The sequence below is a fragment of the Streptomyces sp. NPDC101194 genome (assembly GCF_044767885.1).
Lineage (GTDB): Bacteria > Actinomycetota > Actinomycetes > Streptomycetales > Streptomycetaceae > Streptomyces.
The window spans coordinates 1245390-1258721 of the sequence record NZ_JBIWOS010000001.1 but is presented as its reverse complement, the minus strand read 5'-3'; the positions used below and the strand labels follow the sequence as shown (position 1 = coordinate 1258721).

The following is a 13332-nucleotide window of genomic DNA, read 5'->3' as shown; positions in this document are numbered from 1 at the left end:
CCGGACGAGACAGACGAGGACCTGCCATGCCCGCGATCGACCACCGGCGCCGCCACCTCGGCCTCGCAGCCGGGACAGCGCTCCTGACCCTCACCGTCGCAGGCTGTTCCGGCCTCGGCCGGACCGCGGTCGGGCCGGTCACCTACACCACCGAGCGAGACGCCGTGATCATGGTGAACAGCCCCTCGGTGAAGGGCTGCCACCGGCTCGCTCCCGCGGGCGCCAAGGAAGTGGAGAACGGCACCCTGATCGACATCATCCTGTACCGCACACCCGACTGCACCGGGCCGGGTACGACGTACCTCGCGACCACATTCACCGACGTCAACGGGACCGGCGCGCTCCCGTGGCGCAGCTTCAGCACGGTCCACTGACCGGCGGAGCCCGGACGCGGACCACGCGCGGGGTCCGATGCCGGAACGTGCGGCGAGCCGGACACGGACCGCGCACGGAGGCCGGACGTCGGACACCGCCGGCGCCATCGACTCGGCTTCCGCCGAACCCCCGGCCGCCGCGTGCACACCGTCGCGCACCACCGCGCCCGGGAAAGCCGTGCCGCTACGCGTGTCTCCGGATGAGCGCGACCAGATCCGCCGTACGGTCCCGGCGCTCCCTCGCGATCAGCACGAGCAGCACGATGAGCAGGGCCGGCATGATCGCGTTCACCCGGTCGAGCAGTGTCAGCTGGACGATGGAGGCGCCCGCCATCAGTCCGCAGAAGGCCATGGCGGCCACTCCGGCCAGAACCGGGATCAACAGGGCGATGGCTCCCGCCATCTCCAGCCCTCCGATGGTGTACATCGCCGCCTGATTCCAGCCCATCCGGTCGAAGGACTCGATCGCCGTCTCATGGGCGATCAGCTTGGCGAACGCGCTGAAGCCGAAGAACAGGGCGAGTACGACGCGTGCGACGGTCAGTGCCACGGCCCCGCGGCCCCGCTCCCCGGCCCGGGCATCGGCACGGGTGCCAAGGGTGGCAGCAAGGTTGGTGTGGGCCGCTGTGGACTCGGTCATCCGGATCTCTCCTCGGGAAGCTTCGCAGTGTGTCGCTTACGAAGAGGTAGACCGGTCCGCGGTCCGGAACTCATCGTTTCCCGGCCCTCGGACATCCCTCGTTCGGCGGCCGCTTCGGCACGGTTGCGCCCCCGCCACGGCATCCGCGAGGCCTCGGGCGACGGCAGTCGCCTCCACCCTCATGGCGCTGACGGGGCGACGGACGGACGGGACGTCAGCACGGTTCGCGCCGACGGATCGCGTCCGTCCACCCGGCCCGTCCGCCACGTCGGCAGACCGTCGGCGCGCGACGTGCGGGTCACTCGTCAGTACGCCGGGTAGCGGTCGGCCGGCCACGCGACGGCGTGCTCGAACTCCAGGCACAGATCGTCGGCCACCTCGGTGATCACCGCTCGCCCTTCGGTCGCCACCAGCCAGGACGGCGGAAGATGCACGTCCCCGTGACGGGCTCCGAGCAGATTGCCGCAGATCGCGCCCGTGGAGTCGCTGTCGCCCGAGTGGTTGACCGAGAGCAGCAGCGACCGGGCCACCTGGTCGGCGGCCGGCAGCACCAGGGCGCAGTACACGGCGATCGCGAGCGCCTCCTCCGCGACCCAGCCCGCGCCCAGCGTCTCCACCTTCTCGGCGGTCGGTTCGCCCTCGGCAGCCAGGTCCACGGCCGCGCGCAGAGCCGCCGTCGTCTCCTCGTGTCCCGGATGACGGCCCAACAACTCCATGGCCCGCAGGACCGCGCCCGCCGTCGAGTCCCCCTCCAGGAGATGGGTGACGATCGCGGCGAACGCCCCTGCCGCGTACGCACCGGTCGGGTGACCATGGGTGATCTGCGCGCACCAATGGGCGAGCCGGAAGCCCCTCTGGGCGTCCTCGCCCACCAAGCCGAAGGGGGCGGACCGCATCACCGTGCCGCAGCCCTTGGACCCGGTGTTCACGGGGCCGGGCACACCGAGCCTTTCCGTGGGTTCGGGCACATGGCCGGTCGCCAGCCCGGTCAGACAGGCATTCCCGGGGGCCCGGCGCGCGTAGAGCCAGGCCTCCTGCCTCAGCCAGCCCGTCCGCACCGGGTTGTCGCCGCCGCGGGCCGGTGGAGCCGGGTGGTTCTGGGTGTCGAGCCAGCGCAGATAGGCGTTCCGCACGGTGTCGATCTCGGCGCCGCCCGTCCCCTTCGACATCGCCCGGGAATGGGCCCTGATCAGCCCCTCGGCCGTGAACAGGGTCATCTGCGTGTCGTCCGTGACACGTCCGACGACCCCCTCGTCGTCCGCGAGAAGCCCCTGTACTCCGTGTTCACCGTGCGCGCGGCGGATACCGGCGAGCGAAAGGAACTCCACCGGATTTCCCAGGGCGTCCCCGATCGCCCCGCCCAGCAGACAGCCGCGGACCCTCGCCCTGCGGCCGTTGCGGTCCCCCCACGATGTGCTGTTCACGCACGATCCCCTCGATCCGAAATCCGGCATCGCCATCTCCGAAAACGCCGTCGCGGGTCCATCCTGGGTAGGAGAGGCGATCGCCATGCGTACCGGCAATGAACCGATGACTGCCCGCAGTCCTCTGCGACTGCGGCTCGGCCTGAGTCTATGGGGGCTGGCCTGGGCCGTCTTCGGCCTGGCGGCCTTCACGCTGACCGGCCGGCCGGGCTGGGCCGCCGCCTGCGGACTGCTGCTCCTGCTCGTCCTGGTGGACATCGCGGTGATCGTCCACCACATCCACCAGGGACCGCACTACCAGCCGGGCCGCGACATCCCGCCGTACGAACCCGATCACGGCGGGCGCGGCCGATACGGGCACTGAGGGCTGCCGGGCACGGACGCGTACCCGGCGGGCCTCGGCCGGTCCTTCGCGAGGAGGGGTCAGTCCTCCGTACGGAAGCGGGCCGCCTTCAGGTACTCGGGGTTCGGGTCGAGCGCGGCGGCCAGCCGGAAGTGTCGGGCGGCCCGGTCGGAGCGGCCGGAGCGCTCGAAGGTGCGGGCGAGCGCGAAGTGCGCGAAGGCGTTGTCCGGTTCGCGCTCCAGGACGAGTTCGAATTCGAGTTCGGCAGGGCGCAGTTGGGCTGCGGCGAAGAAGGCCCGGGCCCGCAGCAGACGGGCCGCGGTGTTCTCCGGATGGGCCGCGATCACCGAGTCCAGGAGCTTGACCGCGCCCCGGGGGTCGCGGGCCGCCAGCAGGTGTTCGGCCGCGCGGAAGTCGATGACATCTGTCTCCGGGGTCCTCTCGGGCACGATCGCATCCTTCCCTTCGGTCTCGGATCCCCAACGTCCTGGCGGCTTCCACTATTCCGGTGGAGATCGATCCGGAGCGGGCCGGACCGGCACGGGGATCAGCCGGTCGCGGCCCGCTGAGTCAGTTCCGACCAGACCTTGCGGACCTGCGGCTCCAGCGCTTCCAGCGATCCGTCGTTGTCGATGATCAGATCGGCCACCTCCCGCCGCTGCTCCCGGGTGGCCTGTGCGGCCATCCGGGCGCGGGCCTCGGGCTCCGTCATGCCGCGCAGCCGTACGAGCCGGTCGAGCTGGGTCTGCGGACGTGCGTCCACGACGACGACCAGGTCGTAGAGCGGCGCGAGGCCGTTCTCGGCGAGGAGGGGGACGTCGTGGACGACGACCGAGTCGGGGCCCGCGGCCCGCTCCAGTTCGGCGGAGCGGGCGCCGACCAGCGGGTGGACAATCGCGTTGAGGGTGGCGAGCCGGTCGGCGTCGGAGAAGACGATCGAGCCGAGCTTCGGCCTGTCCAGGGTGCCCTCGGCGGTCAGGATGGCTTCGCCGAACGCCTCGACGACGGCGGCGAGTCCGGGCGTCCCCGGCTCGACGACCTCCCGGGCGATCCGGTCCGCGTCGATCAGCACCGCTCCGTATCCGACGAGCAGCCGCGACACTTCACTCTTGCCGGCGCCGATCCCACCGGTCAGGCCCACTTTCAGCATGCCGGGAAGCCTAGTACGAAGGGCGATCGGGGGGACCGGGGCGGCGGGTCGGACGTTCTGTTCACGCCCCGCGAGGAATCGTCGTCCGGTCAGGCGTCTCCCTCACGCTCCGCGAGGAACCGCTCGAACTCGCGGCCGATCTCGTCGGCGGACGGCAGGTCGACCGGCTCGGCGACCAGATTGCCCCGGGTCTCGGAACCCGCGACCGCGTCGTACTGGTGCTCGAGGCCCTCGACGAGCGAGACGAGTTCCTCGTCCCCCTGGCCGATCTGCCGGTCGATCTCGGTCTGGGTCCGGTGGGCCTCCGTGCGCAGCGCGTGGGCGACGGTCGGCAGGACCAGGCCGGTGGCGGCCGTGATCGACTCCAGGGCGGTGAGCGCCGCGTCCGGGTAGGCGGAGCGGGCGACGTAGTGCGGCACGTGGGCGGCGACGCCCAGGACGTCGTGTCCGGCCTCCATCAGCCGGTACTCCACCAGGGCCTCGGCGGAGCCGGGCACCTGCGCCTCGTCGAACGGGCTGCGGTGGCCGGGCACGAGGTCCGTGCGGTTGCCGTGCGGGGTCACGCCGACCGGGCGCGTGTGCGGAACGCCCATCGGGATGCCGTGGAAGTTCACCGCCAGGCGGACACCGAGGCGCTCGACGATCTGCTCGACGGCAGCGGCGAAGCGCTCCCACTCCACATCGGGTTCGGGCCCGGAAAGCAGCAGGAAGGGCGCGCCGGTGGCGTCCTGGACGACCCGGACGTCGAGCGTCGGGGTCTCGTAGGCCGCCCAGCGGTCACGCCGGAAGGTCAGCAGTGGGCGCCGCGCGCGGTAGTCGACGAGCCGGTCGTGGTCGAAGCTGGCGACGACCTGGTGCGGCAGCGTTTCGAGCAGTCCGTCGACGATCTGCTCGCCCGTCTCACCCGCGTCGATGTATCCGTCGAAGTGGTAGAGCATGACCAGGCCGGCCGACTCCTGGGCGAGCGCCATGTCGACGACGGCCAGCCCCTTCGGCTCCCATTCGTACAAACTCTGCGGATCAGGCACGGTTACCGCTCCTCCTCATGTTCCTAGAGCAGAACGTCCGGCAGGGCACGGGCATTCCCGGACCGTGCCCCCTCACCCGGTGGTTCATGCCAGAACCTATGCGAGAACGCGGACGCGGAGCGCCGTCACCACCTTCCGCACAGAGGTGGACGCGCCGTGCCGCCCGGCATCCGTGTGACCGAGGCGGTCACCCGCGCAGCGGACGCACCCGACGGCCCGGCGGTGCGGTGGCGCACCGGAGTCCTCGTCCCTGCCTTCTCGTGGAAGACATGGACCCAGGCATTCACGTCGGTGAACACCTCGGCCGGAACGCCGAGTTCGTGACAGCGGAGGAGCGGGATCACGGACGGCCGAGCGGTGAGGGCGAGGCCGAGGGCCCCGCGACCGTGGACATCGCGCCCCGCCACCGGTGGTGCCGGCCTCGGGCGGAAACGCACGGCGGCTCGTGCCCGGCGCCACGGGCGAGTTGCGCGAAGCATGCGTCATGCCCCCGCCCGCCCCGGGATGTTGAGGTTGCCGGGGTCCCGGCCGGGCTTGTCACGAACCGTCAGTTCTTGGCGCATCGCGCCGCTTTCCCCTCTTCGGCCCGCCCGATGCCCCACGAACAATGGTCCATACCTTGACAGGCCCACACGCCCTCCCTACCGTCACTGGGCAGCACGTTCAGACACTCGCCCCACATTCATGTACGAGAACGTCTTGAACTCCTTCGACGGAAGGCACCCCCATGCGCATCCGTACGCCGTTCCCCGCACTGCTGGCCACCGTGCTCGCCACCGGTGGTCTCGCCCTGACCTCCGCGACCGACGCGAACGCTGCGGCCGTCATCGATGTGAACACCGCGGCCCAGCTCAAGTCCGCCCTCGCCGCCGCGTCCCCCGGCGACACGATCCGACTCGCCGATGGCACGTACACCGGCAACTTCAAGGCGACCGTCCCCGGCACCGCCTCCGCCCGGATCACCCTCACCGGATCCGCCGGAGCCGTCCTCACCGCCGGCGGCGGCTACGGGCTGCACCTCGACGGCGCCTCCTACTGGACCGTCCGGGGCATCACGGTCACCGGCGGCCAGAAGGGCATCATGGCCGACACCGCCACCGGAGTCGTGATCGACTCGGTCACCGTGCACGACCTGGACATGGAGGGCGTCCACTTCCGCAAGTCCAGCAGGAACGGCGTCATCAAGAACTCACGGATCTACGACACCGGGCACGACGGCCGCGGCATGGGCGAGGGCGTCTACGTCGGCACAGCGGGCGACCTCTCCGACAGGAGCGACCAGGTCCAGATCCTGAACAACACGATCGGGCCGGGGGTCGGCGGCGAGAACGTCGACATCAAGGAAGGGACCACCGGCGCGAAGATCATCGGCAACATCTTCGACGGCAGCGGGCTGACCGGCGCCAACTACGACGACTCCTGGGTCGACGTGAAGGGCAACAACGTCCTGGTCGACGGCAACAAGGGGACGCGTACGACCAACAACGGCTACGAGACCCACACCCAGCAGAGCGGCTGGGGCTGCGGCACCGTCTTCCGCAACAACACCTCGAACCTGTCCGGCTCCAAGGGTGACAAGCAGATCGCGTTCAACGTCACCAACTACAGCACGAGCTGCCCGACCACCGTCTACAGCAGCAACACGGTGACCGGTGGCAAGGGGCTGACCAACATCACCGTCACGCCGTAACGACTCGCCGGACGGCCGCGGACACGAGTGAGGCCCGCTCCCCGAAGGGAACGGGCCTCACTTTCAGCTACGGCGATCACTCACCGGCCGGAGGGGCAGAGCGTCAGCTCTGGCCGCCCGCCAGCTTCTCGCGCAGGGCAGCCAGGGCCTCGTCCGACGCCAGGGCGCCGGAGTTGTCCGCGGACTCCGAGGAGTACGAGCCGCCACCGCTGCCGCCGGAGGCAGCCGGGGCGCCGCCGGCCGGGGCGGCAGCGCCCTCGGCAGCAGCGGCCTCGTCGGCCTCGCGGGACTTGATGACCTGGGCCTGGTGCTGCTCGAAGCGCTGCTGCGCCTCGGCGTACTGCGTCTCCCACGCCTCGCGCTGGGTCTCGTAGCCCTCGAGCCAGTCGTTGGTCTCGGGGTCGAAGCCCTCGGGGTAGATGTAGTTGCCCTGGTCGTCGTAGGACGCGGCCATGCCGTACAGGGTCGGGTCGAACTCGACCGACGCCGGGTCGGCACCGAAGGACTCGTTGGCCTGCTTCAGCGAGAGGCTGATGCGGCGACGCTCCAGGTCGATGTCGATGACCTTGACGAAGATCTCGTCGTTGACCTGGACGACCTGCTCCGGGATCTCCACGTGGCGCTCGGCCAGCTCGGAGATGTGGACCAGGCCCTCGATGCCCTCGTCGACACGCACGAACGCACCGAACGGAACGAGCTTGGTGACCTTACCGGGAACGACCTGCCCGATCTGGTGCGTACGGGCGAACTGCTGCCACGGGTCTTCCTGCGTCGCCTTGAGCGACAGCGAGACGCGCTCGCGGTCCATGTCGACGTCGAGAACCTCGACGGTGACCTCCTGGCCGACCTCGACAACCTCGGAGGGGTGGTCGATGTGCTTCCAGGACAGCTCGGAGACGTGCACGAGACCGTCGACGCCGCCGAGGTCCACGAACGCACCGAAGTTGACGATCGAGGAGACGACGCCGGAGCGGACCTGGCCCTTCTGCAGGGTCGTGAGGAACGTCTGGCGGACCTCGCTCTGGGTCTGCTCCAGCCAGGCACGGCGGGACAGGACCACGTTGTTGCGGTTCTTGTCCAGCTCGATGATCTTGGCTTCGAGCTCCTTGCCCACGTAGGGCTGGAGGTCGCGGACGCGGCGCATCTCGACCAGGGAGGCCGGCAGGAAGCCACGGAGGCCGATGTCGAGGATGAGACCACCCTTGACGACCTCGATGACGGTACCGGTGACGATGCCGTCCTCTTCCTTGATCTTCTCGATCGTGCCCCAGGCACGCTCGTACTGAGCGCGCTTCTTGGACAGGATGAGGCGGCCTTCCTTGTCCTCCTTCTGGAGAACCAGGGCCTCGATCTCGTCGCCGACCTTGACGACCTCGTTGGGGTCGACGTCGTGCTTGATCGAAAGCTCGCGGGAGGGGATGACGCCTTCGGTCTTGTAACCGATGTCGAGCAGGACCTCGTCCCGGTCGACCTTCACGATGACGCCGTCGACGATGTCGCCGTCGTTGAAGTACTTGATCGTCTCGTCGATCGCGGCGAGGAAGGCTTCCTCGTTACCGATGTCGTTGACCGCTACCTGCGGGGTGGTGGCGGTGGTCTCGGTGCTGCTCGTCATGTGGGAAAGGGCTCCGGTACGGACAGTGAGTCGTAGGTACTGCTACGCCGGGAGCCCGTATCGCCTCCGCTGAAGCCGGACAGCCCGGGAAGCACCGCACCCGCCGAACGGGAGGCGCCTCGTGAGCCGAGGGGACATACAACAGACGCGAGCGCGGCCTGCTAGGTCTGAGGCGCGCAGGCTCGCAGCGCAACTTGTAGCATACGGGGGCAGCCGGGCACGGTCAATGCGCGAAGGCGCACACCCGGGGCGCAACAGCCCATATCCGGCACAATTCGTGTTCCCCGAGGCCACATCGGCCCCAGGGGACAATCCGCGGGTACGGAGCCGTACGGGCAGCTGTCCCTGGGTACATACCGCGTACGGCGGGGTGAAGGCAAACTACAACGACGGGCACGATGAGCCAAGAGATCTACGCGGCCGAACCCGAGGCGACCCGCCGCGACGCCTCGGAAGCCGAGAGCACCCGGGCCAGTCGCGGCTGGTGGGACCGGAACGCCGACGAGTACCAGAGCGACCACGGCACCTTCCTCGGCGACGACCGATTCATCTGGGGGCCGGAGGGGCTCGACGAGGCCGAGGCCGGCCTGCTCGGCCCCGCCGAGTCGCTGAAGGGCCTGGACGTCCTGGAGATCGGCGCGGGCGCGGCGCAGTGCTCGCGCTGGCTCGCCACCAGGGGGGCCCGTCCGGTGGCCCTCGACCTCTCGCACCGGCAGTTGCAGCACGCGCTGCGGATCGGCGGCCGGGTCCCCCTGGTGGAGGCCGACGCGGGCGTGCTGCCCTTCCGGGACGGCTCCTTCGACCTGGCGTGCTCCGCATACGGCGCGGTGCCGTTCGTCGCCGACCCGGTGCAGGTGTTCCGCGAGGTGCACCGGGTGCTGCGCCCCGGGGGCCGCTGGGTCTTCTCGGTGACGCATCCGATCCGCTGGGCGTTCCCGGACGAGCCCGGACCCGAGGGGCTCTCGGTCGCGGCCTCGTACTTCGACCGCACCCCCTACGTCGAGCAGGACGAGCAGGGAAACGCCGTGTACGTCGAGCACCACCGGACGCTGGGCGACCGGGTGCGGGACGTGGTGGCCGGCGGTTTCCGTCTGGTCGATCTGGTCGAACCGGAATGGCCCGCCTGGAACCACCAGGAGTGGGGCGGCTGGTCCCCGCTGCGCGGGAACCTGATCCCGGGCACGGCGATCTTCGTCTGCGAACGGGACCGGCGACGGGGCTGATACCGCCTCCGCTCCCGGGAGCGGTATCGGGTACGGGCGCGGGGGCGCGCCGTACGAGACTGGGGGCGTGATCCGTACCGACGCCCTGGACCAGTTGCCCGTACGCACCGCTGTGCCCGCCCTGGAGCGGGCGCTCGACGACCGCGGTGTCGCGGTGCTCTGCGCGCCGCCCGGCACCGGCAAGACGACCCTCGTACCGCTGGTCCTGGCCGGTCTGACCGGTGGCGGGCCGGTGCGCCGGGTGGTGGTCGCCGAGCCTCGGCGGATCGCGGCCCGGGCGGCGGCGCGGCGGATGGCGTGGCTGATCGGGGAGCAGGCCGGCGGGCGGGTGGGGTTCACGGTCCGCGGGGAGCGGGTGGTGGGGCGCGACACCGTGGTGGAGGTGGTGACCACCGGGGTGCTGCTTCAGCGGCTGCAGCGCGACCAGGAGTTGTCCGGGGTCGACGCGGTGATCATCGACGAGTGCCATGAGCGTCATCTGGACGCGGACACGGTCGCCGCGTTCCTTCTTGATGTGCGGGAGGCGATCCGGCCCGATCTGCGGCTGGTGGCCGCGTCGGCGACGACGGACGCCGCGGGCTGGGCGCGGCTGCTGGGCGACGCCCCCGTGGTGGAGGCCCGGGGTGTCCCGCATCCGGTGGAGGTGGTCTGGGCGCCGCCCGCCGCCCCGGCGAGGCCGCCGCACGGGATGAGGGTCGATCCGGCGCTGCTGACGCATGTCGCGGCCACGGTGCGCCGGGCACTCGCCGAGCGGGACGGCGATGTGCTGTGCTTCCTGCCCGGTGTCGGCGAGATCGGGCGGGTGGCGGGGCAGCTGGCGGGGGTGGGGGCCGAGGTGCTCCAGGTGCACGGGCGGGCTCCGGCCGCGGTGCAGGACGCGGTGCTGGCCGGGTCGTCCGGGAGTCGGCGGGTGGTACTGGCCACGTCGGTGGCGGAGTCGTCCCTGACGGTGCCCGGGGTGCGGGTCGTGGTCGACTCGGGGCTGGCCAGGGAGCCGCGCACCGATCACGCGCGGGGGTTGAGCGCGCTGACGACGGTGCGGGCGTCGCAGGCGACGGGGAGGCAGCGGGCGGGCCGGGCCGGGCGTGAGGCGCCGGGGGCGGTGTACCGGTGCTGGGAGCAGGCGGAGGACGGGCGGCTCGCGCGGTTCCCGTCCCCGGAGATCGAGGTCGCGGATCTGGCGGCTTTCGCGTTGCAGGCGGCGTGCTGGGGCGATCCGGACGCGTCGGGGCTGGCGCTGCTCGATCCACCGCCGTCGGGTGCGATGCGCGCGGCACGCGAGGTGCTGACGGCCGTCGGCGCGGTGGATGCCGACGGGCGGGTGACCGACCGGGGCGTACGGATGTCCCGGCTCGGCCTGCATCCGCGGCTGGCGCGGGCGCTGCTGGACGGCGCGGTCGAGGTGGGCGGGCGGAGAGCGGCCGAGGTGGTGGCGCTGCTGAGCGAGGAGCCGCCGCGGGAGTACGGGGACGATCTGGCGGCCGCGCTGCGGACCGCCCGGCGTGGCGGGGACGGGTATGCGGCGCGCTGGCGGCAGGAGGTCCGGCGGCTCTCCTCCTCGGTCCGGGACGCGGGCGGGGGGTCGGGCCCGGACGACGGAGCCGTCGGTCTGGTGGCCGCCCTGGCGTTCCCGGAGCGGGTGGCACGGGCCCGGGGCGAGGGGGCGTTCCTGATGGTGTCGGGCACGGGTGCGCAGGTGCGGGACGGCTCGGGGCTGCGCGGTGCGCCGTGGCTGGCGGTCGCGGTCGCCGACCGGCCCGCGCACGCGGCGTCCGCGCGGGTGCGGCTCGCCGCCGTGATCGACGAGGACACGGCGCGGACGGCTGCCGGGCATCTGCGGTTCGCGGGTGAGGAGGTCCGCTGGGCCGACGGCGATGTGGTCGCCCGCAGGGTGGAGCGGCTGGGTGCCGTCGAGCTGTCGGTGCGCCCGCTGAAGGAGCCGGTGCCCGGGCTGGTGCGCGAGGCGCTGGTCGAGGGACTGCGGCGCGAAGGGCTCGGGCTGCTGCGCTGGACGCGTGAGAGCGAGCAGTTGCGGGAACGGCTCGCGTTCTTGCACCGGGAGTCGGGGGCGCCCTGGCCCGATGTGTCCGACGGTGTCCTGCTGGACCGCACCGGGGAGTGGCTGGAGCCGGAGTTGTCCCGGGCGCGGCGGCGCTCCGACCTCGCACGGATCGACGCGGGACAGGCGTTGCGGCGGCTGCTGCCGTGGGCGACCGGTGAGGCGGCGCGGCTGGACGAGCTGGCGCCGGAACGGATCGAGGTGCCGAGCGGCTCCCGTATCAGGGTGGAGTACGGCGGGGCGCAGCCCGTACTCGCGGTGAAGCTCCAGGAGCTGTTCGGCCTGCAGGAGACCCCGAGGGTGGCCGGGGTGCCGGTGCTGGTCCATCTGCTGTCCCCGGCCGGCCGGCCCGCGGCCGTCACCGCGGACCTGGCGTCGTTCTGGCGGGACGGCTACCGGGCCGTGCGGGCGGAACTGCGCGGCCGCTATCCGAAGCACCCGTGGCCGCAGGACCCCACGACGGTGGAGGCGACCCGGTTCACGAAGAGGGCCCGGCAGTAGGCGACGCCGCGAAGCCTGCTGCCGGACCCTCCGTGGCCCGGCTCAGGCGGGAGCGGGTTGCGGGTCCGGGGCGGGTGCCGGTGCCCCGTCGGGCAGTTCGCCGTCCGGGCGCCGCGAACGGGCCTCCAGCCACAGGGCGAGTGCGAGCAGTCCGGCGCCGAGGGCGAGGAAGCCCCAGGGCAGGTACGAGGTGAGCAGCAGGACCAGCAGGCGCTGGGACTTGACCAGGGCGACGATCGAATCGACGTAGTCCTCGCGCATCTTCACATGCCCGGCGAACACGGTGACGGTGTCCTTCGGCAGACCCATCGCCTTGGCGTTGCGCAGCTCCTCCTTGTGGACCTCCTCGCCGTTCACGGGCGCCCCGGTGACCGGGTCCACCCAGAACATGCGCTTGGTGGTGTACCAGCGGGTCATGCCCGTCTTCGCGATCTGCTCCGGGGTGACGCCCTTGATGGGCATCTTCTTCGGCATCGGGACCTTGGTCCACGGAATGGTCTGCTCGAAGTAGTAGACGTCCATGCCGTGGAAGGTGCGGGTGCCCTTGTAGTGGATCGGCGAGCTGGTGCGGGCCTGGGCGTCGAAGTACTCGTAGTCGCGTTTCTGGGTGAGGAAGGGCCACTTGAACTCGATGCCCTCGCGCCTGACCGGATCACCGTCGACCATTTCGCCCGTGGCGTGGACGGGGGCCTGGCTGTGCGCGTCGAAGATGTAGCGCTCGGGGATCTCGGAGACCATCTTGCCGTCCGGACCGACCACGTAGCTGAGGGCGTCCCAGACGACGACGTCGCGTCCGGCGCTGCGCTCGATCTTCTCGGACTCCTCCACATTGCCCTTGAGGGTCTGCACGATGGTGACCTTGGGGACCCGCTTGACCTTCATGTTGTCGTTGTAGTCGAGGAGGGTGGCGGGTTTCGCCTCCAGCACCGTTTCCTGGTACTGACTGGGCGGGATCTTCGCCAGCCTCGGGAAGGCGTACCAGCGCAGCAGGGGCGACATGGCGGCGAAGAACACGGCGAAGGCCAGGAGTACGAGGCTGGCTCGACGGCGCATGGTGGTGCCTCCCTCAGCTTCTGTTGCTTCTTCCGGTGACTAGTTCTTGGGGCCCGGGACGGTGGTCAGCAGAGGTTTGGGCGAGGTTTCCCCGGGCGGGGCGCCGATCGCGCTGATGGTGAGGACGAGCGCGAGGGCTGCGGCCAGCCCGATGGCGGCGGCGACGAAGGCACGCATGCCGGATCCTCCCGGGAAGCACGGATCTGATGGGTCGTCAGGGTTGGGGCACCGT

13 protein-coding genes are annotated in these 13332 nt (G+C 71.1%); 5 read left to right on the top strand and 8 right to left on the bottom strand.

Going from position 1 to position 13332, the window contains the following annotated elements; all coding sequences use genetic code 11:
• Positions 1–26 precede the first annotated feature (26 nt).
• Positions 27–374, top strand: coding sequence for a hypothetical protein (locus ACIRP2_RS05515; RefSeq protein WP_404246771.1), 348 nt, complete (start codon positions 27–29; stop codon positions 372–374).
• A gap of 184 nt (positions 375–558) precedes the next feature.
• On the opposite strand, the gene ACIRP2_RS05510 is transcribed toward ACIRP2_RS05515, so the two are convergent.
• Both ACIRP2_RS05510 and ACIRP2_RS05505 read right to left on the bottom strand, forming a co-directional pair.
• Entirely contained in the window at positions 559–1014 is a 456-nt protein-coding gene (locus ACIRP2_RS05510; protein WP_404246769.1) for a DoxX family protein, read from the bottom strand.
• A gap of 305 nt (positions 1015–1319) precedes the next feature.
• Positions 1320–2468: an ADP-ribosylglycohydrolase family protein gene (locus ACIRP2_RS05505; RefSeq protein WP_404246767.1), complete on the bottom strand. Its 1149-nt coding sequence runs from the start codon at positions 2466–2468 to the stop codon at positions 1320–1322.
• A 55-nt stretch (positions 2469–2523) separates the two neighbouring features.
• Here ACIRP2_RS05505 and ACIRP2_RS05500 point away from each other — a divergent pair, with 55 nt between their 5' ends.
• Positions 2524–2802, top strand: coding sequence for a DUF6343 family protein (locus ACIRP2_RS05500; protein WP_404246765.1), 279 nt, complete (start codon positions 2524–2526; stop codon positions 2800–2802).
• Between the two features lie 59 nt (positions 2803–2861).
• On the opposite strand, the gene ACIRP2_RS05495 is transcribed toward ACIRP2_RS05500, so the two are convergent.
• The 3 genes from ACIRP2_RS05495 to ACIRP2_RS05485 form a co-directional block, all read right to left on the bottom strand.
• Entirely contained in the window at positions 2862–3230 is a 369-nt protein-coding gene (locus ACIRP2_RS05495; RefSeq protein ID WP_351081567.1) for a tetratricopeptide repeat protein, read from the bottom strand.
• 98 nt (positions 3231–3328) lie between these two features.
• The gene (gene coaE / locus ACIRP2_RS05490) at positions 3329–3931 is read right to left on the bottom strand and encodes a dephospho-CoA kinase (RefSeq protein WP_404246762.1); all 603 of its coding nucleotides are present in this window, start codon (positions 3929–3931) and stop codon (positions 3329–3331) included.
• An 89-nt stretch (positions 3932–4020) separates the two neighbouring features.
• A complete protein-coding gene (locus ACIRP2_RS05485) occupies positions 4021–4959 on the bottom strand; it encodes a PAC2 family protein (RefSeq protein WP_404246760.1) in 939 nt (312 codons plus the stop codon).
• A 727-nt stretch (positions 4960–5686) separates the two neighbouring features.
• Here ACIRP2_RS05485 and ACIRP2_RS05480 point away from each other — a divergent pair.
• Positions 5687–6649, top strand: coding sequence for a right-handed parallel beta-helix repeat-containing protein (locus ACIRP2_RS05480; protein ID WP_404246758.1), 963 nt, complete (start codon positions 5687–5689; stop codon positions 6647–6649).
• A gap of 103 nt (positions 6650–6752) precedes the next feature.
• On the opposite strand, the gene rpsA is transcribed toward ACIRP2_RS05480, so the two are convergent.
• Positions 6753–8264, bottom strand: a complete 1512-nt coding sequence (gene rpsA, locus ACIRP2_RS05475) for a 30S ribosomal protein S1 (RefSeq protein WP_072483117.1) — start codon at positions 8262–8264, stop codon at positions 6753–6755.
• Positions 8265–8662: 398 nt separating this feature from the next.
• Here rpsA and ACIRP2_RS05470 point away from each other — a divergent pair, with 398 nt between their 5' ends.
• Positions 8663–9487 (top strand): class I SAM-dependent methyltransferase, encoded by an 825-nt coding sequence (locus ACIRP2_RS05470; RefSeq protein WP_404246756.1) that lies wholly within the window; start codon positions 8663–8665, stop codon positions 9485–9487.
• Between the two features lie 67 nt (positions 9488–9554).
• Complete coding sequence (gene hrpB, locus ACIRP2_RS05465; protein ID WP_404246754.1) at positions 9555–12047, top strand: ATP-dependent helicase HrpB; 2493 nt, start codon at positions 9555–9557, stop codon at positions 12045–12047.
• 42 nt (positions 12048–12089) lie between these two features.
• Here the strand turns inward: hrpB and ACIRP2_RS05460 are convergent, their stop codons facing one another.
• Positions 12090–13100 carry a DUF3068 domain-containing protein gene (locus ACIRP2_RS05460; RefSeq protein WP_404246752.1) on the bottom strand — a complete coding sequence of 337 codons (1011 nt, stop codon included), beginning with the start codon at positions 13098–13100 and terminating at the stop codon, positions 12090–12092.
• Between the two features lie 39 nt (positions 13101–13139).
• Entirely contained in the window at positions 13140–13277 is a 138-nt protein-coding gene (locus ACIRP2_RS05455; protein ID WP_351081551.1) for an SPW_0924 family protein, read from the bottom strand.
• Positions 13278–13332: the final 55 nt, after the last annotated feature.